Here is a 25,141-nt window from a genome sequence, read left to right on the forward strand (position 1 = left end):
GCGGTGAGCGAGGGGGTGTGCGAGCTGCTCAGTTGGCCAACGCCAGATCGTCCAGCAAGGCGCGCAGGAAGCGCGCCGCTTCACCGCCGGTGGCGGCGCGGTGATCGAAGGTCAGCGACAGCGGCATCACCTTGTGCGTTTCCACGCCGCCCATCACCGGGGTGAGCTGGTAGCGCGCGCGGCCGGCGGCCACGATCGCCACGCAGGGCGGCACGACCACCGGCGTGGCGTAGCGACCGGCGAACATGCCGAAGTTGGACAGTGAGATGGTGTAGCCGCTCAGTTCGGACGCGGCGATGCTGCGGCTTTCCACCTGCTGGCGCAGCCGGTTGACGCCTTCGCGAATGCCGTGCGCATCCAGCATGTCGGCGTTGCGCAGCGCCGGCACGAACAAGCCTTCTTCGGTATCCACGGCAATGCCGATATCGACCTGGTGGTGCAGGGTACGGCTGAGGGCGTCGCCGTCGAACCAGGCGTTGAGTGCGGGCACGGCCTGGCAGGCGCGCACGATGCCGCGCACCAGACGCACGGTGACATCGTTGCCGGGCTGCCAGGCATGCAGGTCGGCGTCGTCGTTGAGCGTGGTCGGCACGACCTTGGTGTGTGCGTCGGCCATCACGCGTGCCATGTTGCGGCGCACGCCCTTGAGTTGCTCGGGCTGGCCCTTGACGCTGGTGCCGGGCGATTGGGTGCGCATCGGCTTGCCGCTGGCAGAGAGTGTGGAACGCGCCGAGCTGCCCTCATCCGCCCTGCGGGCACCTTCTCCCGCAGGCGGGAGAAGGGTCGCCGTCGCCGGTCGATTCCCGCCGTCGGCAGCCATGCCGGCGGCTCTGCCACCTTCACCGAGCGGACCACCTCTCCCACTGTCACCGAGCAGGCCACCTCTCCCGCTTGCGGGAGAGGTCGGCGCGCCTTGCACGCCGGGTGAGGGCCGCGCGGCCGAGAGTTGCGCGGTCCCGGCCGCTGCGGCCTGCTGCACATCGGCCATCGTCACCGTGCCGTCCGGCCCGGTGGCTTGCACCTGTACCAGGTCCACGCGCAGCTTGCGTGCGAGCGCCCGCACCACCGGCATGGCGCGCACGCCGCCGACAACGATGGCCTGTTCAGTCTGTACCGCATTGGAGCTTTGCATCGCACCGACCACGGTGCCGGCATCGTCGCGATCGCCGCTGCCCGTCTCACCGGCATCGGCAATCTCGCCGCCGTTGTCGGAGGCCACCACGCGCGCCGTGGGGCCGGCCGCGCTGTCGCCGGTGCTCGGCGTGGGTGAGTGCGTCGGCGCCGGTCCGTGCGAATGGCCGGTGTCTTGCCCGTCGGCGCGTTGCGGCTGCGAGGCATCGAGCGCGAACTGCGCCAGCACCGAGCCGGTCACGATCACATCGCCGGCGGCGCCGGCGAGCTTGACCACCGTGCCGGAAAACGGCGAGGGCACTTCGACCACCGCCTTGGCGGTTTCCATCGACACCAGCGGGTCGTCCAGGCGCACGCTGTCGCCCTCCTTGACGAACCATTCAACGATGGTGGCGTCGGGCAGGCCTTCGCCCAGGTCGGGAAGGTGGAAATTCTTGTTGTCGCTCATGGCAGGTTCTCTTGCGCGGCAGGCAGCTGCGGCGTGGTGTCGTCGAGGAGTTCAAGGTCGGCGGCCGGCAGCCAGCCCTGCGTGCCGTCGGCACGCTCGGACCACCACCAGCCACCGTGTTCGTGATGCAGCAACACGTCCTCGCCGGTCTGGGCATCGAGTTCGCGTGCGTCGTAATCGCGCAGGGCTTCGGCGCGGCCGTCCCCTAACGGGCGCAACCAGGCCAGCGGCGCCCAACCGGCGCGGCCGCTATCGGTGGTGACCCAGGCAAACGCCGGCCATTCTTCGTCGCGTACTCCCACGCCGACCTGTTGGCCTGCCTGGAAGCGGACCGGGTTGGCGTAGGCAGCGCGATGGTCGCAAAGCAGACGGGCGCGCATGTCAGCCGGCAGCCACCGCGCGACGTGCCGCGGTGACGATGCGCTCCACGCTCGGCAGGAACTTCATTTCCAGCCGGAACAGCGGGATATGCGTGTCGTAACCGGTCACGCGCTCGACCGGCGCCACCAGGTCGTACATCGACTGTTCGGCCAGGCGCGCGGCGATTTCCGCACCGAAACCGGCGGTGCGCGGGGCCTCCTGCACGATCACGCAGCGGCCGGTCTTGGCCACCGATTCGGCGATGGTCTCGAAGTCCAGCGGGCGCAACGTGGCCACGTCGATGACTTCGGCGCTGATGCCTTCGCCGGCGAGTTTGTCGGCCGCTTCCAGCGCCTCTTTCACTTGCGCGCCCCAGGTGACCAGGGTCACATCGGTACCGTCGCGCAACACGAAGCACACATCCAGCGGCAGCGCTTGCCCATCGTTGGCCACCACTTCCTTGTACTGGCGGTAGATGCGCTTGGGCTCCATGTAGATCACCGGATCCGGGTCGCGGATCGCGGCCAGCAGCAGGCCGTAGGCGCGCTGCGGCGAGGACGGCAACACCACGCGCAGGCCCGGCACGTTGGTGAAGATGGCTTCGTTGGCTTCGCTGTGATGTTCCGGCGCGCGGATGCCGCCGCCCCACGGCACGCGCAGCACCATCGGGCAATGCAGGCGGCCACGGGTGCGGTTGCGCAGGCGTGCGGCGTGGCAGATCAGATGGTCGACCATGGGATACACGAAGCCGTCGAACTGCGCTTCGGCCACCGGCTTCATGCCTTGCGCAGCCAGCCCGACGCTCAGGCCGGCAATGGTGGTTTCGTCCAGCGGCGTATCCAGCACGCGGTCGCTGCCGAAGCGTTGCTGCAGGCCGGCGGTGGCGCGAAACACGCCGCCGTTGACGCCGACGTCCTCGCCCAGCACCAGTACCGCGGGGTCGTGTTCCAGCTCCCAGGCCAAGGCCTGGGTGATGGCTTCGATCAGGGTAATGGGCGAACTCATGGCGATCTCTCCGCGCGTTGCCGCAGCGTTGTAAGGGGCACTGGCGTGCTGGGAGGTGTCGGCGGGCACATGGGTGAGCTCATCCATGGCGCGACTCCAGCGCCATCACCTCGGCGCGCTGTGCCAGCAACTCGGCCGGCGGGTCGCCGTAGAGGTAATCGAACATCGCTTCGACCGGCTGCACCGGCGTGTTGAGATAGGCGTTGACCTCTTCGTCCACGCGCGCGCTGCATTCGGCCTTCCAGGCGTCTTCCTGGGCGTCGTCCCACAGACCCTGCGCGGTGAGATAGCGGCGCAGGCGCAGCAGCGGTTCGCGCGCCCAGCCCTGCTTGACCTCTTCTTCGCCGCGATAACGCCGCGCGTCGTCGGCGGTGGTGTGGTCGGACAGGCGATAGGTCAAAAACTCGATCACCGTGCCGCCATCGCCGGCCAGTGCGCGCACGCGTGCCTGACGCATGGCTTCGAGCACGGCCACCAGGTCGTTGCCGTCCACCTGCAGGCAATGCAGGCCGCCGGCCAGGCCCTTCTGCGCAAGCGTCTGCGCACCGGTCTGCGCCGAGCGCGGCACCGAGATCGCCCAGCCGTTGTTGATCACGCACAGGATCAGCGGCAGCTTGTAGGCGCCGGCCGAATTGAGCGCGGCATAGAAGTCGGTCTTGGAGCTGCCACCGTCGCCGCAGCAGGCCACGGCCACCTGCGCTTTGCCCTGCAGCTTGAACGACAGCGCCGAGCCGGCGGCGTGCAGGCACTGGGTGGAAATGGGCACGCAGATCGGGAAGTCGATCGCCGCATCGGCATCGCGCGGATAGTCGCTGCCGCGCTCGTCGCCGCCCCAGTACAGCAGCACATCGCGCGGGCGCACACCGCGTTCGAACATGGTGCCGTATTCGCGATAGCTGGGTGCGAACACATCGCCGCTGCGCATCGAAGCGCCGATGCCCACATGCGTGGCCTCGTGGCCGATGCAGGCCGCATAGGTGCCCAGCTTGCCGGTGCGCTGCAAGGCGACCGACTTGGTGTCGAAGGTGCGCACGAACAACATGCGCTTGAACAGGGCGAGCAGCTGTTGCGGATTGGCGGCGTCGGCCGGAAGGTCGTCGCGGACCCATTGGCCGTCCGCGTCCATGTATTGCAGATAGTCGATCTGGAACTGCGCGGCTACGCTCATTGCGACGACACCTTCATCAAGAAGTTTCAAATGATATGAGTTGCCATGTTAAGGACGGCGAAGCAAAACGCTGTCCTGCACCGCAGCAGACCATCATGCTGGCTTGCACAAAAAAAGGGCGCGGACCAGGCCGCGCCCTTTGTCGCAGTAGAAAACTGCGACGTGTTGCACTGCGATCAGCGGCGCCCATCACCTCCGCCGATCGGGGTGACGATCAGCGCAGTGTTGTCGGCCGGGTTCGCGTCCGGCGATGCGGACGTGGCACTGGCCTGCACGCGGACCGCGCCTTCGGCCGGGATGGGCCGGGATGCAACGGTCAGCTGGAACACCGCCTGCGTGCCCGGCTGCATCGCCGCCGCAGTGCTGCAGACGAAGCGGGCACTGCGCAGCGACTGCAGCTGCTTGTCGCAGCGCCAGCCGCGCGGCGGAACCAGCAGCGACAGTGCAGACACGGTATTGCCTTCGATCACCACGCCGGGACGCTGTGCCGGGGCGGCGCCGATGTTGTCCAGCAGCACCCGATAGCTGGCGTTGAAGGCGGTGGTCGGCAGGCTGGCCGGGCCATCGAGCCGTACTGCCAGGTCACTGCGCGGTTGCGCCAGCACGGCCACGCTGGCTGTGTCGGTGTTGTTGTCTGCTCGCGGATCGGGGGTCTGCGAAGCCACCGACGCTGCCAGCAGCAACGCGCGACCGGCCAGCGCGGCGCCGGCCTCCACCTGCACCGCAAAACGCTGCACATTGCCAGGCGCCAGCGACGCGATGGTGCAGGTAACCACGGTCTGCGCAGCGGTCTGCGGTGGTTGGCACGCCCAACCGGGTGCAGCGCTGACGCGCGGGCTGACCGTGGCATCGAATGCCAACGCCACCGCGGCAAACGCGGCGCTCTCCGGCCCGCGATTGTCCACGTCCACCGTGTACTCGATGCGCTCGCCTTCGGTGACCTCGGGACGCGCAGCACTCACCGCCACGCCCAGGTCCGCGTTGACCTGCTTGCTCATGCGTAACAACACCACGGTGGGATCGTGGTCGGACAGGCGCGTGGGCGTATTGGCATCGTTGCGCGCGGTGCCGGGGAAGTCGGCATTGATGCGCGCATGGCCTACCAACAACGAGGCGATCTGCGGCGTGCGCATCAGCGCATCGCTGGCCAGGATGTGGTCCAGCGATTGCACGTTGCCGTCGAAGGCGTACGAATAGCTCTGGTCGGGCGTGTTGAACCAGGTCAGGTCGGTGTAGTCCGGGTCGACCAGATCGGCGCCATCGCCGCTCACCACGGTCTGCGCATCCGGCGCCGGTTTGCCGGTGACGGTACCCATGGCATCCACATAGCCGTCGTTGAATTCGAAGGCGTTGAAGTCGCCCATGACCAGCACTTTTTCGTCAGGGTTCAATTGCTGACGCGTCTGCAGCAGGCGCGCCAGGTACTCGGCCTGCGCCTGGCGCTTGGCGCGGATGCGCATGCCGGCCGCATCGTCGGTTTCGGCGCCGTTGAGCGAGCGCTGATGCACCACGATGGCGGTCAGCGGCAGCACGCGGCCGTCCGCCTGGTGCACGTTGGCAGTGAGCACCAGCGGCGGGCGGTCGTTGAGCAGGCTGACGCCACCGGCCGGCTCGGTCCAGGTGGTGGTCTTGCCTTCCTGGGCGATGGAAAGCACTTCCACCCGCGGCATGCCACCGGCAACCTCGGCGGTCTTGACCAGGAAGCCGACATCGATACCGCCAACGTCATTGCCTTCCTGCAGATACGCCACGTACTTGGGATCCTGCTGGCCGGCGGCCACCGCGTCGGCATTGACGCGCGCAGCCAGGGTCTGCAGCACGCTGAGGTTTTCCATTTCCACCGTGCCCAGCACGTCGGGCGTATGCAGGTAGTTGCGGATCGCCAGCGAGGCCTTGTTGAGGCGGGCCTGGAACGCGGCCGGCGTGAGTACCGGTTCGCCGATGGCCGGGTCGTTCTGGTCGTCGAAGAAGCGCTCCATGTTGTAGGTCGCCACGGCCACGTCGTCGGCCTGCGGCAGCGGTGCGGGGCGTGGTTGGTCTGCACCGTTGCAGACCACCTGCGGGGTACGTTCGGGGTACAGCGTGTAGCGGCGGAAGCTGTAGTCCAGCGGGCCGACCACATCGAACACCTGGCAGCCGGAGGCCAGATCCAGGCGCTCGGCGCCGACGCCGGCACTGCCGACCGCGATCACTTCCGGGTTGGTATTCCAGCGCGGCACCCCGGCAGGCGAGCCGGCCGGCAGCGGGTCGGGCAATTGCACGCCCGGTTCGCGGAAGGCACGCGGCACGCCGGTGATCACCGCATGGAACACGCCATTGCTGCTCGCCGTGGCATTGGTCTCGTTGACGCTGCCGCCGGTGGGGGTATTGACGGTGAGGCTGGCGGCGGCCACGCGCATGCCTTCCAGCGCTTCGAGCTGATCAAAAGCACCGTTGGGGTTGGGGAAGTTCGCGCTCAACGCCACCGGCATCGGCAACGGGTTGCCGGTGGAATCGGCCAGCACGGTGACGCTGCCGCCGATCTCGGTCAGCGGTGGCTGAGTCGGGTCGGCGGTGGGTACGTATTCGATCACGGTGCCTTGCACGCGCACGCGGTTGCCGATGGCGGCCGCGTCCGGCGGTGCGCTGCCGGTATAGACGTACACGCCTTCGGAGGTGGCCGGGTCGGCGTCGGCTTCGCTATCGGGCGCCTGCAGGAAGAACCCGGCGCTGCGGCGTGCCGTCACGATGCCCGAGGTGGCCACCACCTGGCCCTCCAGTGGCGAACGCGCACCCTTGCCCTGGATGGCGTGGATCGGCAGCAGGCTGAAGTCGTCGTTGACGATGATGCCGGTGGCACTCAGCGTTGCCGGCAGCGCGCCGGTGAGGCCGCTGATCTGCAAGCGGAAGCTCTCATCCGGCTCCGGCGCGGCGTCGCCCAGCACATCGACGGCAATGGTGGCGCTGCGTTCGCCGGCGGCGATGCGCAGGCTGGTGGCGGGCAGGGCGACGTAGTCGCTGCCGGCGGTGGCGGTGCCATCGACGGTGGCGGCGGTGAAGCTCACCCCAGCCGCACCGGCCGGCTGGCTCAGGCTTAGCGTGAACACCAAGCTGCGGGTGCCGCTATTGCCTTCGGCCTGGCTGACATCGGCCAGCGTGGCGACCGGCTGGCCGCCGCCGCTGCACAGACGCGCGGGGCTGGCGGCATTGCGCGGGGCCGGCGCGCCGGTGGCGAAATCGGCTGCGTTGTTGTCGGTGTCGGTGCAACCGTCGTTGCCGCGCAGGACCGCCAGCGTGTTGCTGGGGGCCGGTGTGGGTGCGTTGCCTTCGGCGCAGCTGGCCGTGCTGCCATAGCCGACCAGGTCGGCATTGCCGGTAGGGCAGGTACCGCTCAGCGCGCCCGCCGTGGTGCTCAGCGCCACCTTGCCGGCGGTGCCGCTCATGGCCAGCGTGCCGGTGGCGTCGGGCGTGGGCAGCGCCACGCTGCCGCCGCTGCCGTCGGCCTGCTTGATCAGGTAATAGCCGCCGGCCGCGACAGTGCCCGCCAGCGGGGTGACCTGCCAGCTGCTGCCGGCGGCGGAGGCGTACTGCACCGACCAGCCATCCAGGCTGACCGGGGCACTGCCGATGTTGTGCAGCTCGATGAAATCGCTGCGGAGAGTGGCGCCGCTATTGCCGCCACCGCCGTAGACCTGGCTGATGACGACCTGGGCATCGGCGTGACCGGCCACGGCCAGCGCACACAAGAATACGGCTGCACGACGCTGCAACACATGCATGAGATGAGAGTCCCCTGATCCTTGAGACGTGAAACGCTCCCCTGGTCCGGCCACGTCCCTGGCCGGCAGCGCCGTTCGATTCTGCATGAATTTGCAGACCTAGGTTGACGATACGGTGACAGCGGCGCAGTGGCTGAGACCCCACCGCGCGCCTGCTGAGTGGTTCAGAGGTGAACGAAGCGGGCTCGACGCTGAGGCCTGCGCGTGCCAATCGTGCATACGGATTTTCTACGAGGCACCTGCGCAGGTATCTCGCTGGCCCAGATCCCCTCAAACGAATCCCGCCAGGGCTGCATGCAGCCAGCCAAGGCCGCCGATGGCCGTGGGCGAATACGCTTCGTCATCTGCAATCTGCAATCCGCCATCCGCCATCCGCCATCCGCCAATCCCGAATCCCGAATCCCGAATCCCGAATCCCGAATCCCGAATCCCGAATCCCGAATCCCCGCCGCTGCGCTACCCTGCGTGGCCCGATCTTCAGCGCGATGCCATGCCCGTCGACAAGAACCTGCGTGACCTGGAACCTGGCATCCACACCGACCTGGAGGGGCGGCTGACCTACGGCGGCTATCTGCGGCTGGACCAATTGCTGTCTGCGCAGCAGCCGCTGTCCGAGCCGGCGCATCACGATGAAATGCTCTTCATCATCCAGCACCAGACCTCCGAGCTGTGGCTGAAGCTGCTGGCGCACGAGTTGCGCGCGGCCATCGTGCATCTGCAGCGCGACGAAGTCTGGCAATGCCGCAAGGTGCTGGCGCGCAGCAAACAGGTACTGCGGCAATTGACCGAGCAGTGGTCGGTGCTGGAAACGCTCACCCCGAGCGAATACATGGGGTTTCGCGATGTGCTGGGCCCCTCCTCGGGCTTCCAGTCGCTGCAATACCGCTACATCGAGTTCCTGCTTGGCAACAAGAATCCGCAGATGCTGCAGGTGTTCGCCTACGACCCGCACGGTCAGGCGCGGCTGCGCGAGGCGCTGGAAGCACCCAGCCTGTACGAGGAGTTTCTGCGCTATCTGGCGCGCTTCGGTCACGCGATTCCGCAGCACTACCAGGCCCGCGACTGGACCGCCGCACATGTGGCCGACGACAGCCTGCGGCCGGTCTTCGAGCGCATCTACGAAAACACCGACCGCTACTGGCGCGAGTACGCGCTGTGCGAGGACCTGGTGGATGTGGAAACCCAGTTCCAGCTATGGCGCTTCCGCCACATGCGCACGGTGATGCGGGTGATCGGCTTCAAGCGCGGCACCGGCGGCTCCAGCGGCGTGGGATTCTTGCAGCAGGCGCTGGCACTGACGTTTTTCCCGGAACTGTTCGACGTGCGCACCTCGGTGGGCGTGGATAGCCGCCCAACGCAAGGCGGTGCGGACGCTCGGAACGATTGAGCAGGGCGCCCAGCCGAGCGGGAGCGAACACGTCTGATGAGGGGTCGAACCGAGCAGCGCGAGCAGCTGAGCAGGGCACGCGGCTCGGCGAGGCGAACGCTGCGCAGCGGTAGGGTGGAGCGCGCTGGAGCCCCTCTCCCGGCGGGGCGATCAGGCATTGCTGGCGGCGCGGGCGCGCGTGGATTGGCGCGCCCGCGCCGCCAGCGCGTGCCGGGGCGCGGAGCAGGGGTTGGGGTGAGAGTACGGGCTTCATCCTCTCGGATCAGCCAGCGCCGAGGCTGGTCCCGCAATCGGCACCAGCCACTGATACCGCACCCTCATCCGCCCTTCGGGCACCTTCTCCCGGTGGGAGAAGGGAATGCGGGCATGGTCGCCAGGTTCTCAAAGCCCCTCTCCTTTCGGGAGAGGGGTTGGGGTGAGGGTGCGGGTTCCATCCTCTTGGATCAGCCAGCGCCGAGGCTGGTCCCGCAATCTGCGCTACCCAGTGGTACCGCACCCTCATCCGCCCTCCGGGCACCTTCTCCCGGTGGGAGAAGGGATGGCGAGCATGGCCGCCAGGTTCTCAAAGCCCTTCTCCTTTCGGGAGAGGGGTTGGGGTGAGGGTACGGGTTTCGTCCTCTTGGATCAGCCAGCGCCGGGGCTGGTCCCGCGATCGGCACCAGCCACTGATACCGCACCCTCATCCGCCCTTTGGGCACCTTCTCCCGGCGGGAAAAGGGAATGCGGGCACGGCCGCCATGCTCTCAAAGCCCCTCTCCTTTCGGGAGAGGGGTTAGGGTGAGGGTACGGGCTTCATCCTCTTGGATCAGCCAGCGCCGAGGCTGGTCCCGCGATCTGCGCTACCCAGTGACACCGCACCCTCATCCGCCCTTCGGGCACCTTCTCCCGGCGGGAAAAGGGAAGGCGGGCATATTCTCAAAGCCCCTCTCCTTTTGGGAGAGGGGTTGGGGAGAGGGTACGGGTTTCATCCTCTTGGATCAGCCAGCGCCGAGGCTGGTCCCACAATCTGCGCTACCCAGTGGCCAGTGGTACCGCACCCTCATCCGCCCTCCGGGCACCTTCTCCCGGTGGGAGAAGGGAATGCGGGCATGGCCGCCACCTTCTCCCGGTGGGACAAGGGGGAAGGTGCGGCGACGCAGGAGGTAAGGGCGGTGGGCACTGCCGACGCAGACGCCCCGTACCATCCTGGGGCCTGGAAAAGGTCTCCGCCCCGCTGACGGCAGACCCATCGCACCCGCCAAATCCCGCTTACGCCACCCACGGTCATCAGGCCGCTGACTCCGGCGAATTTGACGCGTACATGACGTCTAAGTGATCCTCGCGCGTCGCCCGGGCTCGCCTCGGTGCACCCAGCCATCACTGAATACGCAAGGGACCTCTATGAGCGTTGACGCGACCGCGCCGACATCCGCCTCCAACCCGCCGCAGCCGCCGGCGCCCCCCGAGTTCCCCACGTTGCTCGGCCACCCCCGGCCGTTGTGGCTGCTGTTCATGACCGAATTCTGGGAGCGCTTCGCGTTCTACGGCATTCGCTGGGCGCTGGTGTTGTACATCGTGGCGCAGTTCTTCAATGGCGATGCCACCGGCCAGGCGCCGGCGGGGCGGACCTATGGCGCCTACCTGGCGCTGGTGTATGCGGCGGCGATCTTCGGCGGCTACGTGGCCGACCGCGTGCTCGGTTACCAGCGCTCGATCCTGGTCGGGGCGGCCGTCATGGCGACCGGTCTGTTCCTGATCGCCATTCCCGACCACACCATGTTCGAGATCGGCCTGGCCACCGTGGTGGTTGGCAACGGCTTGTTCAAACCGAACATTTCCACCATGGTCGGCAAGCTGTATTCGGTGGCCGATCCGCGCCGCGACAGCGGCTTCACCATCTTCTACATGGGCATCAACCTGGGCGCGATGATCTCGCCGGTGTTGACCCAGTTGCTGGCCGAAAAGGTGTTCGGCACCCAAGCCATGCCGTCCTACAAGATGGTGTTCATGGCCTCCGGGGTGGGCATGCTGATCAGCCTGGTGTGGTTCTGGTTCGGCCGCGTCCAGCTCAAGGGCATCGGCGCGCCGGCGCCGAACGCGCAGGGCATGGGCCGCGTGCTGATGGTGCTGGTGGGCTGCCTGCTGGCGATTCCGGGCGTGTACTTCCTGCTCGCGGTCGGCGCGGATGTGTTGCAGATCGTGCTGACCGTGCTGTTCATCGGCCTGTCGGTGATGCTGCTGGTGGAGGGCATCCGCGAAGGCAAGGTACAGCGCGACAAGGTGATCGCGATGCTGATCATCTTCGCCTTCAACGTGCTGTTCTGGATGTTCTTCGAACAGGCCGGCAGCTCGTTCACGTTCCTGGCCGACAACATCGTCAACCGCAATTTCGGCAGCTGGACCTTCCCCACCGCGTGGTTCCAGTCGGTGAACTCCATCGCCATCATTGCGCTGGCACCGGTCATTGCATGGATCTGGGTCAAGTCCGGCCGCTTCAATCCGTCGATTCCACGCAAGTTCGGCCTGGGCCTGCTGTTCAACGGCCTGGCCTTCCTGCTGCTGATGTTTGCGCTGTCCAGCCTGGTCAACGACGCCGGCAAGATCCCGTTCTGGACCTTGTTCATGGTCTACGTCATCCAGTCGGTCGGCGAGCTGTGCCTGTCGCCGATCGGTCTGTCGATGGTGACCAAGCTGGCCCCGGTACGCCTGGTCGGTTTCGGCATGGGTGGCTGGTTCTTGTCCACCGGCATCGGCAACAACCTGTCGGGCATTTTCGCCGGCCATGTCAGCGGAAACGAAGGCATGAGCGTGTCCTCGGCGCTGGGTGGGTATACGTTCGGGTTCTGGGCGCTGGTGGGCGCCGGCGCGTTGCTGTTCCTGATCGCGCCGCTGATCAATAAATTGATGCATGGTGTGAAGTGAGGAGAACAGCGATGCCGATCAAACCCCTTGTCTGTGGCCTGCTGCTGAGCGGTCTGTTGAGCGCCTGCGGGCAGACCAGCAGCCCGCAGGAGGCGCCAAAGCCGTTGGATACCTCGATGCAGAAGCCGCCCAGCGCCGATCCCAGCCAGCCGGTGTCCTCGGGCAACACGCCGACCGCGGCCGACATCGCCGCGGCCGCTGCGCTCAATGCGCAATACGACCCCTCGCGCGATCCGGCGGCCGATCTGGAGACGGCCAAGGTCGAGGCCAAGCGCGGCGGCAAGCGCATCGTGCTCAATGTCGGCAATGCCGCCTGCGAGCCCTGCAAGGCGCTGGACGAGTTGATGGGCGGCGATGCGGAGCTGCGCAGCTTCCGCGACGCGCACTTCGTGGTGGTCAAGGTCAATCGCGATGCAGCCAACGAGAACGCCGCCTTCCTGTCGGCGTTCGCCCAGCTCAACGATGCCCCGTCGCTGCTGGTGCTGGACAGCGACGGCAAGCTGCTGACCACGCAGTCCGGCCCGGAGTTGCGCAAGGGCGAGGGCTTCGACCGCAAGAAGCTGTTCGACTTCCTCAAGCAGTGGGCGCCACCGCAGGCCTGATTCTGCGCGGACGCGTCAAACAAGAACCCCCGCACTGCTGCGGGGGTTTTTGTTTTGCATCGTGTCGATGGCGATTGCCCTTGCGCGAACGCGGCCGGTTGCTTCGATGCGCGCAGCCTGGCGCACCGTGATGATGTCTTGCTGTCGAAGGTGGCGCACACCGGCATGTGAGGCTCTGCGGCGATGCGCGCTGTGCGAGCCACCCAAGCGCCGCTGCCGATCGCGCGCTTACTACCGATCGAAATCCCGCCACGACAGCGCCGCGGCACGGCATCGATGCCAGTGCTGCGCCGGCGCGGTGCACCAGCATCCATGGCAACTGGAGCAGATCCTGCGCAGCGCCAAGGCACCACGCATTCGCTCCCAGCGTGGCGCTGCTCAGTCCTTGCTGGCCATGCGCGGAAGACCGTCCTTGGCCAGCCGGTCGATCAGCTTTTCCAGCACCTGCTGTTCTTCGGCGCTGAACACCGACATCAGCCGTTGTTCCATCTCGTTGACCAGCGGCGCAACGGTCTCGTAGACCTGTCGCCCGGCCGGCGACAACGCCAGCATCGAGCGGCGGCGATCATCGCCGTGGGTCTCGCGGCGGATGAAGCCGCGCTCCAGCAGGCGCGCCACGGCGCGGCTCACTGCGACCTTGTCCATCGCCGTGCGATCGGAGACCTCGCTGGCCGACGAACCCGGATATAGCGCCAGGATCGTGATCACCCGCCACTCGGGAATCGCCATGCCGTAACGATCGCCGTATACCTTGGCAATGTTGCTGCTGATACGGTTGGACAGCACGCTCAGGCGATACGGCAGGAACTGCTCGAGGTTGAGCAGCACGGGATAGTGCGGCGGGTGGGGGCTGTCGAGATCGCTCATGTTGCACTGTGTCTTGATTTTGGTTTCATTTGCAACTACAAACCGAGGGTGGCCTGCGCATTCTCGCGGGTCTTCTGCTACTCCGCATAGCCCTGCGGCCCCCCAAGCGTGGAGAAAACGAAGATGAGCGCACAACCGAACACCACCGCAACCCGCCCCGATCCGGGCATGCAGGTCACCACCTTCGACAATCCGATGGGCATCGACGGCTTCGAATTCGTCGAGTTCGCCGCACCGGCCGGCCAGGGGGAGCAGCTGCACGATTATTTCCGCAAGATGGGCTTCAGCGCGGTGCTGCGTCACCGCAGCCGCCCCATTACCGTCTATCGCCAGGGCGGGGTCAACTTCCTGCTCAACGAAGATCCCGATTCGTTCGCCGCCGATTTCGCCGCCGCGCACGGCCCCTGCGCCTGCGGCTTTGCCATCCGTTTCCGTACCCCGGCCGAGACCGTGCTGCAGACCGTGCTGGGCAATGGCGGGGAAGCGGTGCAGAACAAGCCCGACACCCGCGCGGTGCCGGCGCCGGTGGTCAAGGGGATCGGCGATTGCATGCTGTACCTGGTGGACCGTTATTGCGAGGCCGGCAGCATCTATGACGCCGAGTTCGAACCGATCGAAGGCGCCGACCAGCACCCGGCCGGCTTCGGACTGACCTTCATCGACCACCTGACCCACAACCTGTATTTCGGCAACATGCAGCGCTGGTCGGACTATTACGAGCGCCTGTTCAACTTCCGCGAGATCCGCTATTTCGACATCAAGGGCGCCAAGACGGGGCTGGTGTCCAAGGCGATGACCGCGCCGGACGGCATCGTGCGCATCCCGCTCAACGAATCGTCCGACCCCAAGAGCCAGATCAACGAGTATCTGGACGCGTATCAGGGCGAAGGCATCCAGCACATCGCCTGCTTCACCGACGACATCTACACCAGCGTGGAAAAGATGCGCGCCGCCGGCGTGAGTTTCCTGGATACGCCGGATACGTATTTCGATGTGGTGGACCTGCGCATCCCCGCACATGGCGAAGACGTCGAACGCCTGCGCCGCAACAAGATCCTGATCGATGCCGACCCCGACACCAAGCAGCGCAAGCTGCTGCAGATCTTCACCACCAATTGCATCGGCCCGATCTTCTTCGAGATCATCCAGCGCAAGGGCAATGAAGGCTTCGGCGAAGGCAATTTCCAGGCGCTGTTCGAGAGCATCGAGCGCGACCAGATGAAGCGTGGGGTGCTTTGAGGGCGGGGATTGGGGATTCGCTATTCGGGATTGGTGTCAGGCGCTGCGGCTTGGTTGTTAACGCCAGGTTGCATCGTTGATGCCAAAGCGTGATGCGGTTTGAGGGCCAGGGTGGTGAGTCGCGATTGACCTCGGGGGCCGCAGTCTGGCCGCCAGTCGCATCAGCCGAGGTGATGCGAATCGTGGGTGCATGAGGGCCGGTTAGGCGGTGCGAAGCGTGAAGTGCATCGAGGGCCAGTCATGTTCCGGCGCGGTGACGCAAGCCGTGACCTTTCCGGCCATATCCCAGGGCAATCTGACTGATCAACGCAGTAAAGCCGCACGTGCTCGAAGCCCCTCTCCCGACGGGAGAGGGGTTGGGGTGAGGGTACGGTGGAGCGATGAAAATCAAACCGCCGTTACCCACGATTGCACTCGCCCACGCACGCGCATTGCGTCGCGATATGACCGACGCAGAGCGTGCACTATGGCGCGGTCTGCGTGGGATTCAGCTCCAAGGCTTCAAGTTCCGAAGGCAGCATCCGATTCCGCCGTACATCGCAGATTTTTGTTGCATTGAAGCCACGTTGATTGTCGAGCTGGACGGATCGCAGCATCATGCAGTCGGCGATCAAGCAAGAACGCAATGGCTGCAATCGAATGGCTGGGCGGTGCTGCGCTTCTGGAACAACGATGTGTTGCTTTCGCTGGATGCTGTGGTTGAGGCGATCTCCACGATAGTCGCGCCGCCGTACCCCCACCCCAACCCCTCTCCCGGTGGAGAGGGGCTTGAGCATTGCGCTTCTCTAATAACGCACCTCCCTGCAACGGTGGTGCCACAACCGAAGAGCCCACGCCCATGCATGACCAGACTTCCTACATGACCGGCTTCGGCAACGAGTTCGCAACCGAAGCGGTGGCCGGCAGCCTGCCGGTCGGGCAGAACTCACCGCAGCGCGTGGCGCATGGCTTGTACGCCGAGCAGTTGTCCGGCACCGCCTTCACCGCGCCACGCGGCGAGAACCGGCGCAGCTGGCTGTATCGCATTCGTCCAGCGGCCGTGCATGGCCGTTTCTCGCTGATCGAACAGTCCCAGCTCCACAACGACTTCGGCAGCGGCCCGGTGCCGCCGGACCAGATGCGCTGGAGTCCACTGCCGTTGCCGGCCACGCCCACCGATTTCGTCGATGGCCTGTACACCATGGCCGGCAACGGCAGCCCTGAGGCGATGACCGGCGTGGCCGTGCATCTGTACGCGGCCAACGCGTCCATGCACGGGCGATACTTCTACAACGCCGACGGCGAGCTGCTGCTGGTGCCGCAGCTCGGCCGGTTGCGGGTCTGCACCGAACTGGGCGTGCTCGAACTGGAGCCGCAACAGATCGGCGTGATACCGCGCGGTGTGCGTTTCCGGGTGGAACTGCTCGATAGCCAAGCGCGTGGCTATGTCTGCGAAAACTTCGGCGGCCTGCTGCGGCTACCGGATCTGGGGCCGATTGGAGCCAATGGCCTTGCCAATCCGCGCGATTTCCAGACCCCGTGTGCGGCGTTCGAGCAGTGCGACGGCGCGTTCGAGCTGGTAGCCAAGTTCCAGGGCCATCTGTGGCGGGCGGATATCGATCACTCGCCGCTGGATGTGGTGGCCTGGCACGGCAATTACGCGCCGTATCGCTACGATCTGCGCCGCTTCAACACCATCGGCTCGATCAGCTTCGACCATCCCGATCCCAGCATCTTCACCGTGCTGACCTCGCCCAGCGACACGCACGGCACCGCCAATATGGATTTTGCGATCTTCCCGCCGCGCTGGCTGGTGGCGCAGCACACCTTCCGCCCGCCCTGGTTCCATCGCAACGTGGCCAGCGAGTTCATGGGCCTGGTGCACGGCGTCTACGATGCCAAGGCCGAGGGTTTCGCGCCCGGCGGTGCGTCGCTGCACAACTGCATGAGCGGGCACGGCCCGGATGCGGCCACCTTCGATAAGGCCTCGCAGGCGGATCTGTCGCGCCCCGACGTGATTGCCGACACCATGGCCTTCATGTTCGAGACGCGTGCGGTGTTGCGCCCAACGCAGCAGGCGCTTGACGCCGCGCATCGGCAAGCCGATTACCAGCAGTGCTGGTCCGGACTGCGCGCCGCGTTTCAACCGCCGACGCCGGAAGACGCAACCTAGCGCGCTCAATACCTCGCAAGCAGTGGCAGGTGGTGCGGACGTTGCCCAGGCACGAAGTGCCTGGAGTGGACGGCGGCTAGCGGCCTGACCGAGTACCAGCCACCTCCGCCTGGCCGAGCAGCAGGCTTATCAGCTGCGCTCATGCCAGGCCGCAGCTACGGTGCTGCAGCTGCGCTGTCTGCGCGTCGGCGCTGTGATTGCCATTGGAGTTGCCGGTGCGCAGGCTGCTGTCGTTGCGGTGATTGCGGTGATGCGGCGATCAGCGCGAGCCCTCGCGGCGTGTTGCGCGACTCGGCAAGCGCCAGTTGGCGCGCGCTGGACAGGACTGCCAGGTCATGCGGCTTGCAATGTCTCCGGCAGCAGCTCGCCGATCCGTGCGCGGACGCGTTCGGCATAACTTGCCGACGTGATCTGCGGCAGCGCGTGCAACGCCTCGGCGATGGTCGTGCGGATCTGATCGTCGTCGCGCGCGGCGTGCAGTTGCCGATGCAGCGCAACGGCGAGGGCATTGCGTTGCAACTGCAGGATATCCAGCAGGTACAGGCGAGCATTGGTCGCTGCACGGCGACGCAGGCGCTGCAGTTCTTCTTCGCTGGGCCCAGCGTCGGATAGGGCCGCAGGTGCGTGGTCCGCGTCGGGCAGCGCGGCAGTGGCTGCCGTGCGCGTTTGACCCGCAACACCGCCTGCAGCGCTACCAAGATCCAGATACCCCATCGCGCACAGGCTTTGCAGCAAGCCGGTACCGTCGCTGTCCAGCAGCATGGCGAGCGTCGCCAGGTCGCGCTGGCCGTCGGCCAGGATCAACGCGCGCCTTTGCAGCAGCGTCAACGGGCTGCGGTGCGATTGCAGCGTGGTTAGGGCGAGCTCGGTCTTGCGTGGGATCATGGCGACGGTCCTGCGGAGCCAATAGCGTGACGCCCGCCAATGAAGCGCCGATGACATGGCGGCAACGGTGTGTCGCCACGCTCTCCACATGCTCGCGATGACGGCTGTGTACGCTGGAGCGCACCTCCAGGGAACGCACGCATGACATCCAGATCATTGGCACTGATGAGCGCATTGCTCGTCCTGGCCGGCTGCAACCGCGCCGATCAATCGCCTGCACCGGCCGCGTCCGCCAGCGCCGACCACGCACCGGTTGCGGCCGCTGACGACCAACCGGCGGTCACTGTGCCACCGGCCACGGCGCCAACAGGCACATTTCCATCGCACACCCAGCCGGACCCCGCTGCGCTTGCGCGCATGGACGGTTACGGCGACTTGCGCTTCGGGATGGATGCCAGCCAGGCGCGGGCTGCCTGGGGTGGCGATTTGCAGGGCGAAGCGGCAACCGATGATGGCTGTTACCTGCTGCGCCCACGGTGGGCCAGCGATGCGCGTCGCTTCGGTTTCATGTTCGAAGGCGGGCAATTGGTGCGCGTGCAGACCAGTGAACCGAAAGAGACGGCGCCGGGCGGCGGCAAGGTGGGCATGACGTTGGCGCAGCTGCGCGCGTTGTACCCCAACGGCCTGACCGAGCAGCCGCATAAGTACATTCCAGGCGCGCTGACGCTGCGCCTGCCCGACGCTGACACGCAGACCGCGCTGGTGTTTGAGACCGATGCAGACGGCAACGTCACCAGCTGGCGCGTGGGCAAGCCACCGCAGGTGGATTACGTCGAAGGCTGCGGCTGAACGCAACGTGCGATGGTGGTGGCGTCTTGCGCAGGCATTTGTATCCTGCGCTAGGGGAGGGCGTGCAATTGCTGCTGCGATACGACTGCTCGCCGCCATCTAGATCAGCCGCGCAATGGCGCGTGCGTCACGCTGCGGCAACGTCGACCAACATCGGCATCACCCTGATCGGCCCAAGCGTCGCGACCGGTGAGCGATGGCGGGCGGTCGCAGCAGTGCTCTGTGCAACGGCGGCACAGCGCTGCCCGTGATTGTTGAGCTGCGCAACACTGCAGGTGCATGCCCATGTGCGGTTGGCGAACGCACGCAGCGAGCGCGCGTGAATCGATGCCCCATGTGCTGATTGCCGCGCCAGTCGGTCGTGCCGTTGAGAAGGTCTTGAGCAGCAACGGGACCTTCCCGGAAAACGATCCACGCCGAGCAACAACGCCTCAGTCACCCTCAGACGCAGGTCCCGGATGCTGCTTCTCGCTTTCTTCGTTCTCGCCAACGTCGCCTTTGACCTGCGGCAACCCTTCCTGCTGCGCATCGCCGTGGTTGGGCACTTCCGGGCGGTTTTCCATCATCAACGACAGCGCTGCCTTGGCCATCAAGTGCGCGCTGATCGGTGCGGTGATGAACAGAAACACGGTGATCAGCAATTCGCGCGGTTGCGGGTCCACACCCAGAAACAGGTGGTAGCCCACCGAGGCCAGCAGCACGCAGCCCACGCCCAGTGTGCTGGCCTTGGTCGGTGCATGCAGGCGCTTGAAAAAATCCGACAGCTTCACCAGGCCGAAGGCGCCGATCAGGATGAAGAACGTGCCCGCCAGCAACAAGGCGCTGAGCAAGTATTCGGTCAGGGCGATCATTCGACGATGCTCCGCCGCAACACGTACTTGCTCAGCACCACGGTGCTGCCGAAGCCGAGCATTGCAATGACCAATGCCGCCTCGAAATAGATCGGCGAATCCAGGTACATGCCCAGCAGCATCAATTCGGCGATGGCGGTAACCGAGAGCGTATCCAGCGCCAGGATGCGGTCTGGCACGGTCGGCCCGCGCAGCAGCCGCCACAAGGCCATCAGGATGGCCAGGCCCACCGCATGCATGCAGATCACGATGGTCGATTCGATGAACATGTGGCCGGTCATGGAAAGATCTCCATCAGGGGCTTTTCGTAGCGGGTCTTGATCTCGGCGATCAAGGCCTCCGGATCGTCCAGATGCAGCACATGCACCAGCAGATATTTGCGGTCGTCCGACAGCGCGGCCGAGACGGTCCCCGGCGTCAGCGTGATCATGCTGGTCAACGCGGCGATGCCGTGAATGTTGGCGATATCCAGCGGCACCCAGATGAAACCGGGATGGATGCGCGCTTCCGGCCCGAGCACCTGGGCTGCGACCTTGATGTTGGAGCGCACGATGTCGCCCGCGGCGACCAGCAGCATGCGCGGCACCGAGCGCAGCGAGCCGATCTGTGCGAACTCGCGGTCCAGCCGCGCTGCGAAGATCGGTACCACCACGCCCAGCAGCACGCCCAAAACCCATTGCTGCGGGCCGAAGCTATCGCTGAGCAGCAGCCAGAACACGAAGACCGTCACGCTCAAGGGCGGCGAGGGGAACAGGCGGCGACGCAGTGGCAGAGGTGTGTTCATGGCTGCCTCCGTTGCGGCGTGGTGGCGCGTACCTGGTCCACATACGCGCCGGGGTCGCGCAACTGCGCGGCGGCCGCATCGGTGTAATGCATCAGGGGGCCTGCGGCGCCGGTCATCGCAACCAACCCGCCGAGCAACAGCACCGTGGCGGCGGTCTCCACCGGACGCATGCGGCCACGTCGCGGCGGCTGCAGTTCCGGCGCAGTTTCCGCCGCGGCCGGCACCCGCCAGAACAACCGCACGCCGGCGCGGGTGAGGCCGATCACGATCAGCAGGCTACTGCCCAGCACCGCAGTCCACACCGGTCCCACCAGCCCCTCAGGCACGTGTTGCAGCAATGCGGCCTTGGCCAGAAATCCGGACAGCGGCGGCAACCCGGCCACCGCGACCGCGGCAATCATGAACATCGTGCCCGGAATGGCTCGCCCGGGCAGCGGCGCCACCACTTCCTTGCGGTCGCTGGCACTGCCGCGGCGGCGGCGGATCAGGTCGGAAATCATGAACAACGCAGCGGCCACAAAGCTGCTGTGCGGCAGGTAATACAGCCCCGCGCCCAGCGCGCCGGCATCGTCCAGCGAAAACGCGATGAACAAGGTCGCTGCCGAAAATACCACCAGGTACGACACCATCACCCGCAGCCGCGATGCGGCCATCACCCCGAACGCGGCCATCAGCAGCGTCGCGATGCCCAGCCACAACAGCGCATGGCGACCGAAGCCTTGCAGCGCGCCGGCGCCGAACCACAACGACGATACCCGCAGCACTGCGTACAGCCCCACCTTGGTCATGACGGCGAACAATGCGGCCACCGCCGCCGGCGCTCGCGAATAGGTTTCCGGCAGCCACAGATACAGCGGCAACAACGCGGCCTTGCTGCAGAACACCAGCAGCAACAGGCCGAGCGTGGCCTTGGCCAGCGGCACATCCTGCGCCGGCAGATCGGCAATGCGCTGCGACAGCTCGGCCATGTTAAGCGTGCCGAACACCCCGAACAGCAGGCCCAGCGCAATCAGGAACAACGTCGATGCGCACACGTTGAACACCACGTAATGCAGGCCTACCCGCATCTGCAATCCGCGCCCGCCGCTGAGCAGCAGGCCATAGGAGGCGATGAGCATCACCTCGAAGAACACGAACATGTTGAAGATGTCGCCGGTCAGGAACGCACCGTTCAAGCCCATCAACTGAAACTGGAACAACGCATGGAAATGCGGTGCGCGCCGGTCCCAGCCTGCGCAGGCATGCAGCAGGCACGCCGAGCCCAGGATCAAGGTCGTCAGCAGCATCCACGCCGACAAGCGATCGCCCATCAGCACGATGCCGATGCGCGCCGGCCAGTCGCCGAGCAGATAGACCAGGATCTGGCCGTCGGCAGCGCGTGCGAACAGGGCGATGACCGCCGCGGCCAATAGGGCGATGCTGACCCACGCCACGCTGCGCTGCACGCGCGGCCCATAGCGGCGGTGTTCGACGAATAACGATGCCGACGCGCCCAGCATCGGGATCAGGATGGGCAGGATCAGCAGATGGTTCATCGCCGGGCCTGCCGCGTATCCGTGCCGGTGGCGGCATCTTCGTGCGCATCCACATGGTCGCTGCCATTGTCGCTACGGCTGCGGATCGCCAGCACCAGGCTCACCGCGGTCATCGCAAACGCGATCACGATGGCGGTCAGCATCAAGGCCTGCGGGAGCGGGTCGGTGTGATGCATCAGCTCGGCCGGCACGCCGTCGCGCAACACCGGCGCCTGGCCGCTGCGCAAGCGCCCACCGGCGAAGATCAGCAGGTTGGTCGCATACGACAGGAAGGTCATGCCCAGGATCACATCGAAGCTGCGCGCACGCAGCAGCAGATAGATCGCCAATGCGGTGAGGACGCCGATTGCGCTTGCCACTGCCAATTCCATCAATGCTGCTCCGCGGTGCGTGTCGAACGTTGGGTGGGGTCGATCTCGCCGCGCTGCGAACTACGCGTACGCGAGGGTTTGATCGTGCCCATCATCGACAGCATCAACATCGCCGCACCGAACACCACCAGGTACACGCCGGTATCGAAGCCCAGCGCACTGGCCAGTTCCAGTTCGCCCAATAGCGGCAGCGGAATTTCCAGGTGCCCGCTGCTCAGGAACGGCAGCCCGAACACCAGCGAGCCTGCACCGCTGACCAGCGCGCACAACAAGCCGATGCCGATCAGGCGGATGTAGTCGAAACCAAAGCGCGACTCGACCGAGGCCGTCCCCTGAATCACGTACTGCATCAGCAATGGCACCGCCAGCACCAGCCCGGCAATGAAGCCACCGCCCGGCGCGTTGTGCCCGCGCAGGAACAAAAACAGCGACACCGTCAGTGTCAGCGGGAACATGATCTGCGCCAGATCGGCCGGCACCGGCAACTTGATCGGCGGCCCCGGCATGGTGCGCTCCGGTGCCATGCGCGCGCGGCGCAGCAGGGCGTGCACCACCAGCCCGGCGATGGCGAAGACGGTGATCTCGCCAAAGGTATCGAAGCCGCGGAAATCCACCAGGATCACATTGACCACATTGCGCCCATACGCTTCGGGCAAAGCGCGCTGCAGCAGTTCGCCGGCGACCGAATGGCTGGGTTGGGTCATCAGGGTATACGCCAACGCCGCCAGACCCGCACCGCCGGCAATGGCAAGTGCGGCATCCCGCATCTTGCGCAGCCGCGCACGTTCGGGCAACGAGCGCTCGGGCAGATAGTTCATCGCCAGCAGCATCAGCACCAGCGTGACCATTTCCACCAGCAACTGCGTCAGTGCCAGATCCGGCGCCGACAGGAACACGAACGTCAGGCTGACCGCCAGCCCGGTGCCGCCGAGCACCAGCACCGCCAGCAGACGCTGCTGGTACAGGAACAGGCTGCCCAGGGCGCACGCGATCATCAACAGCCACACCATCCAGCCCAGCGCCGGCATCGGCATGGGGGCGGGCCATTGCGGCAATGTACCGCCTTGCAGGAACGGCATCAGCGCCACCACGACGGCGCTCAGCACCAGCAGCATCAACATGCGCTGCAGGTTGCCGTTGGTGACTGCGTCGGTCATGCGTGCGGTGGCAGCGAACAAGGCGCGCAGGTTCCATTGGAACAGCGCCTTGCCCGGCGAACGGTTCTGGATCGCGTAAAGATCCAGCGTGCGGCGCAACGCGATGTACAACAACGCACCGCCGACGATGCCGGCAACGCTCATCGCCAGCGGCAAATTGACGCCATGCCACAGCGCCAGGCTGTAGTCGGGCAGCCGGTCGCCCAAGATCGCGGTGGCACCGGCGCGCAGTACGGGCGCCACTGTCCACGCCGGCACGATGCCCACCGCCACGCAGGTCAGTACCAGCACGTCGACCGGAATCCGCATCCAGCGCGGCGGCTCGTGCGGCGTGGTGTCCAGCGCGCGCGGGCCTTCGCCGAAGAACGTGTCGTGCACGAAGCGCAGGCTGTACGCCACGCCCAGCAAGCCGGCCAGCAGCGCAGCGGTGCTGGCCAGGATGCGCATCAGTTGCGGCGCTTCGGTATCCAGCGCAACGGCGAAGAACATTTCCTTCGACAAGAAGCCGTTGAGCAGCGGAATGCCGGCCATGGCCAGCGAGGCGGTAATGGCCAGGGCGCTGGTCACCGGCATCAACCGACGCAGATTGCCCAGCTTGCGCATGTCGCGCGTGCCGGTCTCATGGTCGATGATGCCGGCGGCCATGAACAACGACGCTTTGAAGACCGCATGGTTGATGAGGTGAAACACGCCGGCCACCACCGCCATCGGCGTGGACAGGCCGAACAGCATCGTGATCAGGCCCAGATGCGAAATGGTCGAGTACGCCAGTACGCCCTTGAGATCATGCTGAAAGATGGCATGCCAGGCGCCCAACAACACCGTGATCGCGCCGATGCCGGTCACCGTGTAGAAAAACAGATCGGTACCGGCCAGCGCCGGATGCAAGCGCGCCAGCAAAAACACGCCGGCCTTCACCATCGTGGCCGAATGCAGATACGCCGACACCGGCGTAGGCGCCGCCATTGCGTGCGGCAACCAGAAGTGGAACGGGAACTGCGCGCTCTTGGTGAAGATGCCCAGCAACACCAGGCCCAGCGCGTACGGATACAGCGGGCTGGCGCGGATCACATCGCCGGCGGCCAGGACGGCATCGAGCTGAAAGCTGCCGACGATGCGGCCGATCATCAACACGCCGCCCAATAGCGCCAAGCCGCCGCCGGCGGTCAGTACGAAGGCCATGCGTGCGCCTTCGCGCGCGTCCTTGCGGTGCGACCAGAAGCCGATCAACAGGAACGAGCTGATACTGGTGAGTTCCCAGAACACCATCAGCAACAGCAGATTGCCCGACAGCACCATGCCGAGCATCGCGCCCATGAACAGCAAGAGATAGGCAAAAAAACGCGACGCGCTATCGCGTGCGCTCAAGTAGTAATGCGCGTAAAGCACCACCAGCGCGCCGATGCCCAGCACCAGCAGGGCGAACATCCAGGCCAGGCCATCGAGCCGCAGCGAGAACATCAGGCCAATCTGCGGCAGCCACGCGTGTTGGCTGGCAATCACTTCGCCGCGCAGCACCGCTGGCGTCGACAATGCCAGCACCAGCAGCCCGGCCAACGGCGCGGCCGCAGCCAACCACGCAGTGATCGAACGGGATGCGCGCCAGAGCAGCGCAGCGGCAGCGGCCATGACAAAGGGCAGCGCCAGCAGAATTTCCAACGAGAAAGGCATGCAGGGAACACAAGATTCGCGAGCAGGCCCGAGAGCTTAACAAACCGTTGACTGACGTCCGCGTCAACGCCGCCGGCGCG

General features: G+C 66.0%; 19 protein-coding genes and 2 pseudogenes. 7 read left to right on the plus strand and 14 right to left on the minus strand.

Features of this window, described 5'->3' with window-relative positions; all coding sequences use genetic code 11:
• Positions 1 to 28: 28 nt before the first annotated feature.
• The 5 genes from ACCQ00_RS02250 to ACCQ00_RS02270 all read right to left on the minus strand — a co-directional run bounded on the left by ACCQ00_RS02250 (position 29) and on the right by ACCQ00_RS02270 (position 7,870).
• On the minus strand, positions 29 to 1,579 hold the full coding sequence (locus ACCQ00_RS02250) for a dihydrolipoamide acetyltransferase family protein (protein WP_039567371.1): 1,551 nt from the start codon (positions 1,577 to 1,579) through the stop codon (positions 29 to 31).
• Positions 1,576 to 1,959, minus strand: coding sequence for an SH3 domain-containing protein (locus ACCQ00_RS02255; RefSeq protein ID WP_008575527.1), 384 nt, complete (start codon positions 1,957 to 1,959; stop codon positions 1,576 to 1,578). Before ACCQ00_RS02255 ends, ACCQ00_RS02250 begins: the two co-directional genes overlap by 4 nt.
• Position 1,960: 1 nt before the next feature.
• Entirely contained in the window at positions 1,961 to 3,031 is a 1,071-nt protein-coding gene (locus ACCQ00_RS02260) for an alpha-ketoacid dehydrogenase subunit beta (RefSeq protein WP_017156546.1), read from the minus strand.
• The gene (gene pdhA / locus ACCQ00_RS02265) at positions 3,024 to 4,112 is read right to left on the minus strand and encodes a pyruvate dehydrogenase (acetyl-transferring) E1 component subunit alpha (RefSeq protein ID WP_017156547.1); all 1,089 of its coding nucleotides are present in this window, start codon (positions 4,110 to 4,112) and stop codon (positions 3,024 to 3,026) included. Before pdhA ends, ACCQ00_RS02260 begins: the two co-directional genes overlap by 8 nt.
• Positions 4,113 to 4,288: 176 nt before the next feature.
• Positions 4,289 to 7,870, minus strand: coding sequence for a lamin tail domain-containing protein (locus ACCQ00_RS02270; RefSeq protein ID WP_039567376.1), 3,582 nt, complete (start codon positions 7,868 to 7,870; stop codon positions 4,289 to 4,291).
• Between the two features lie 490 nt (positions 7,871 to 8,360).
• Between ACCQ00_RS02270 and ACCQ00_RS02275 the strand changes: the two genes are divergently transcribed.
• The 3 genes from ACCQ00_RS02275 (at position 8,361) to ACCQ00_RS02285 (ending at position 12,760) form a co-directional block, all read left to right on the plus strand.
• Complete coding sequence (locus ACCQ00_RS02275; RefSeq protein ID WP_017161785.1) at positions 8,361 to 9,257, plus strand: tryptophan 2,3-dioxygenase; 897 nt, start codon at positions 8,361 to 8,363, stop codon at positions 9,255 to 9,257.
• Between the two features lie 1,380 nt (positions 9,258 to 10,637).
• Positions 10,638 to 12,158 carry a peptide MFS transporter gene (locus ACCQ00_RS02280; protein WP_039567379.1) on the plus strand — a complete coding sequence of 507 codons (1,521 nt, stop codon included), beginning with the start codon at positions 10,638 to 10,640 and terminating at the stop codon, positions 12,156 to 12,158.
• An 11-nt stretch (positions 12,159 to 12,169) separates the two neighbouring features.
• On the plus strand, positions 12,170 to 12,760 hold the full coding sequence (locus tag ACCQ00_RS02285) for a thioredoxin family protein (protein WP_017157955.1): 591 nt from the start codon (positions 12,170 to 12,172) through the stop codon (positions 12,758 to 12,760).
• A gap of 378 nt (positions 12,761 to 13,138) precedes the next feature.
• Here the strand turns inward: ACCQ00_RS02285 and ACCQ00_RS02290 are convergent, their stop codons facing one another.
• Complete coding sequence (locus ACCQ00_RS02290) at positions 13,139 to 13,627, minus strand: MarR family winged helix-turn-helix transcriptional regulator (RefSeq protein WP_017158904.1); 489 nt, start codon at positions 13,625 to 13,627, stop codon at positions 13,139 to 13,141.
• 123 nt (positions 13,628 to 13,750) lie between these two features.
• On the opposite strand from ACCQ00_RS02290, the gene hppD reads away from it, so the two are divergent.
• The 3 genes and pseudogenes from hppD to hmgA all read left to right on the plus strand — a co-directional run bounded on the left by hppD (position 13,751) and on the right by hmgA (position 17,018).
• Positions 13,751 to 14,866: a 4-hydroxyphenylpyruvate dioxygenase gene (gene hppD / locus ACCQ00_RS02295; protein WP_372354053.1), complete on the plus strand. Its 1,116-nt coding sequence runs from the start codon at positions 13,751 to 13,753 to the stop codon at positions 14,864 to 14,866.
• Positions 14,867 to 15,246: 380 nt separating this feature from the next.
• Positions 15,247 to 15,633 (plus strand): annotated as a pseudogene (locus tag ACCQ00_RS02300) (endonuclease domain-containing protein); the annotation flags it as partial.
• A gap of 71 nt (positions 15,634 to 15,704) precedes the next feature.
• Positions 15,705 to 17,018, plus strand: coding sequence for a homogentisate 1,2-dioxygenase (hmgA, locus tag ACCQ00_RS02305; protein WP_039567389.1), 1,314 nt, complete (start codon positions 15,705 to 15,707; stop codon positions 17,016 to 17,018).
• Between the two features lie 139 nt (positions 17,019 to 17,157).
• Here the strand turns inward: hmgA and ACCQ00_RS02310 are convergent.
• A pseudogene (locus ACCQ00_RS02310) lies at positions 17,158 to 17,350 on the minus strand (hypothetical protein).
• Between the two features lies 1 nt (position 17,351).
• Entirely contained in the window at positions 17,352 to 17,903 is a 552-nt protein-coding gene (locus ACCQ00_RS02315) for a hypothetical protein (RefSeq protein ID WP_039567392.1), read from the minus strand.
• A gap of 165 nt (positions 17,904 to 18,068) precedes the next feature.
• Between ACCQ00_RS02315 and ACCQ00_RS02320 the strand changes: the two genes are divergently transcribed.
• Positions 18,069 to 18,692, plus strand: coding sequence for a hypothetical protein (locus ACCQ00_RS02320; RefSeq protein ID WP_039567395.1), 624 nt, complete (start codon positions 18,069 to 18,071; stop codon positions 18,690 to 18,692).
• Positions 18,693 to 19,123: 431 nt separating this feature from the next.
• Here ACCQ00_RS02320 and ACCQ00_RS02325 read toward each other — a convergent pair whose 3' ends face one another.
• Genes ACCQ00_RS02325 through ACCQ00_RS02350 form a run of 6 tightly spaced genes read right to left on the minus strand, consistent with a single transcriptional unit; the run spans position 19,124 to position 25,061 of the window.
• Entirely contained in the window at positions 19,124 to 19,543 is a 420-nt protein-coding gene (locus tag ACCQ00_RS02325; RefSeq protein WP_039567396.1) for a Na+/H+ antiporter subunit G, read from the minus strand.
• Positions 19,540 to 19,824, minus strand: a complete 285-nt coding sequence (locus ACCQ00_RS02330) for a K+/H+ antiporter subunit F (RefSeq protein WP_003486364.1) — start codon at positions 19,822 to 19,824, stop codon at positions 19,540 to 19,542. Before ACCQ00_RS02330 ends, ACCQ00_RS02325 begins: the two co-directional genes overlap by 4 nt.
• Positions 19,821 to 20,327, minus strand: a complete 507-nt coding sequence (locus ACCQ00_RS02335; protein ID WP_039567399.1) for a Na+/H+ antiporter subunit E — start codon at positions 20,325 to 20,327, stop codon at positions 19,821 to 19,823. Before ACCQ00_RS02335 ends, ACCQ00_RS02330 begins: the two co-directional genes overlap by 4 nt.
• Complete coding sequence (locus ACCQ00_RS02340) at positions 20,324 to 21,862, minus strand: monovalent cation/H+ antiporter subunit D (protein ID WP_039567401.1); 1,539 nt, start codon at positions 21,860 to 21,862, stop codon at positions 20,324 to 20,326. Before ACCQ00_RS02340 ends, ACCQ00_RS02335 begins: the two co-directional genes overlap by 4 nt.
• Positions 21,859 to 22,233 carry a Na+/H+ antiporter subunit C gene (locus ACCQ00_RS02345; protein WP_039567405.1) on the minus strand — a complete coding sequence of 125 codons (375 nt, stop codon included), beginning with the start codon at positions 22,231 to 22,233 and terminating at the stop codon, positions 21,859 to 21,861. Before ACCQ00_RS02345 ends, ACCQ00_RS02340 begins: the two co-directional genes overlap by 4 nt.
• On the minus strand, positions 22,233 to 25,061 hold the full coding sequence (locus ACCQ00_RS02350) for a monovalent cation/H+ antiporter subunit A (RefSeq protein ID WP_039567407.1): 2,829 nt from the start codon (positions 25,059 to 25,061) through the stop codon (positions 22,233 to 22,235). The genes ACCQ00_RS02345 and ACCQ00_RS02350 overlap by 1 nt, the downstream gene beginning before the upstream one ends.
• Between the last annotated feature and the right edge of the window lie 80 nt (positions 25,062 to 25,141).

Origin of the sequence: Xanthomonas sp. NCPPB 3761 (assembly GCF_041475705.2) — a bacterium.
Classification (GTDB): domain Bacteria; phylum Pseudomonadota; class Gammaproteobacteria; order Xanthomonadales; family Xanthomonadaceae; genus Xanthomonas; species Xanthomonas phaseoli.

Coding starts and splice junctions, on each gene's coding strand:
- ACCQ00_RS02270 (WP_039567376.1), bottom strand. CDS start 7,870: ATGCATGTGTTGCAGCGTCGTGCAGCCGTATTCTTGTGTGCGCTGGCC.
- ACCQ00_RS02325 (WP_039567396.1), bottom strand. CDS start 19,543: ATGATCGCCCTGACCGAATACTTGCTCAGCGCCTTGTTGCTGGCGGGC.
- ACCQ00_RS02315 (WP_039567392.1), bottom strand. CDS start 17,903: ATGATCCCACGCAAGACCGAGCTCGCCCTAACCACGCTGCAATCGCAC.
- ACCQ00_RS02250 (WP_039567371.1), bottom strand. CDS start 1,579: ATGAGCGACAACAAGAATTTCCACCTTCCCGACCTGGGCGAAGGCCTG.
- pdhA (WP_017156547.1), bottom strand. CDS start 4,112: ATGAGCGTAGCCGCGCAGTTCCAGATCGACTATCTGCAATACATGGAC.
- hmgA (WP_039567389.1), top strand. CDS start 15,705: ATGCATGACCAGACTTCCTACATGACCGGCTTCGGCAACGAGTTCGCA.
- ACCQ00_RS02280 (WP_039567379.1), top strand. CDS start 10,638: ATGAGCGTTGACGCGACCGCGCCGACATCCGCCTCCAACCCGCCGCAG.
- ACCQ00_RS02285 (WP_017157955.1), top strand. CDS start 12,170: ATGCCGATCAAACCCCTTGTCTGTGGCCTGCTGCTGAGCGGTCTGTTG.
- ACCQ00_RS02255 (WP_008575527.1), bottom strand. CDS start 1,959: ATGCGCGCCCGTCTGCTTTGCGACCATCGCGCTGCCTACGCCAACCCG.
- hppD (WP_372354053.1), top strand. CDS start 13,751: ATGAGCGCACAACCGAACACCACCGCAACCCGCCCCGATCCGGGCATG.
- ACCQ00_RS02290 (WP_017158904.1), bottom strand. CDS start 13,627: ATGAGCGATCTCGACAGCCCCCACCCGCCGCACTATCCCGTGCTGCTC.
- ACCQ00_RS02320 (WP_039567395.1), top strand. CDS start 18,069: ATGAGCGCATTGCTCGTCCTGGCCGGCTGCAACCGCGCCGATCAATCG.
- ACCQ00_RS02275 (WP_017161785.1), top strand. CDS start 8,361: ATGCCCGTCGACAAGAACCTGCGTGACCTGGAACCTGGCATCCACACC.
- ACCQ00_RS02340 (WP_039567401.1), bottom strand. CDS start 21,862: ATGAACCATCTGCTGATCCTGCCCATCCTGATCCCGATGCTGGGCGCG.
- ACCQ00_RS02335 (WP_039567399.1), bottom strand. CDS start 20,327: ATGAACACACCTCTGCCACTGCGTCGCCGCCTGTTCCCCTCGCCGCCC.
- ACCQ00_RS02260 (WP_017156546.1), bottom strand. CDS start 3,031: ATGGATGAGCTCACCCATGTGCCCGCCGACACCTCCCAGCACGCCAGT.
- ACCQ00_RS02350 (WP_039567407.1), bottom strand. CDS start 25,061: ATGCCTTTCTCGTTGGAAATTCTGCTGGCGCTGCCCTTTGTCATGGCC.
- ACCQ00_RS02330 (WP_003486364.1), bottom strand. CDS start 19,824: ATGACCGGCCACATGTTCATCGAATCGACCATCGTGATCTGCATGCAT.
- ACCQ00_RS02345 (WP_039567405.1), bottom strand. CDS start 22,233: ATGGAATTGGCAGTGGCAAGCGCAATCGGCGTCCTCACCGCATTGGCG.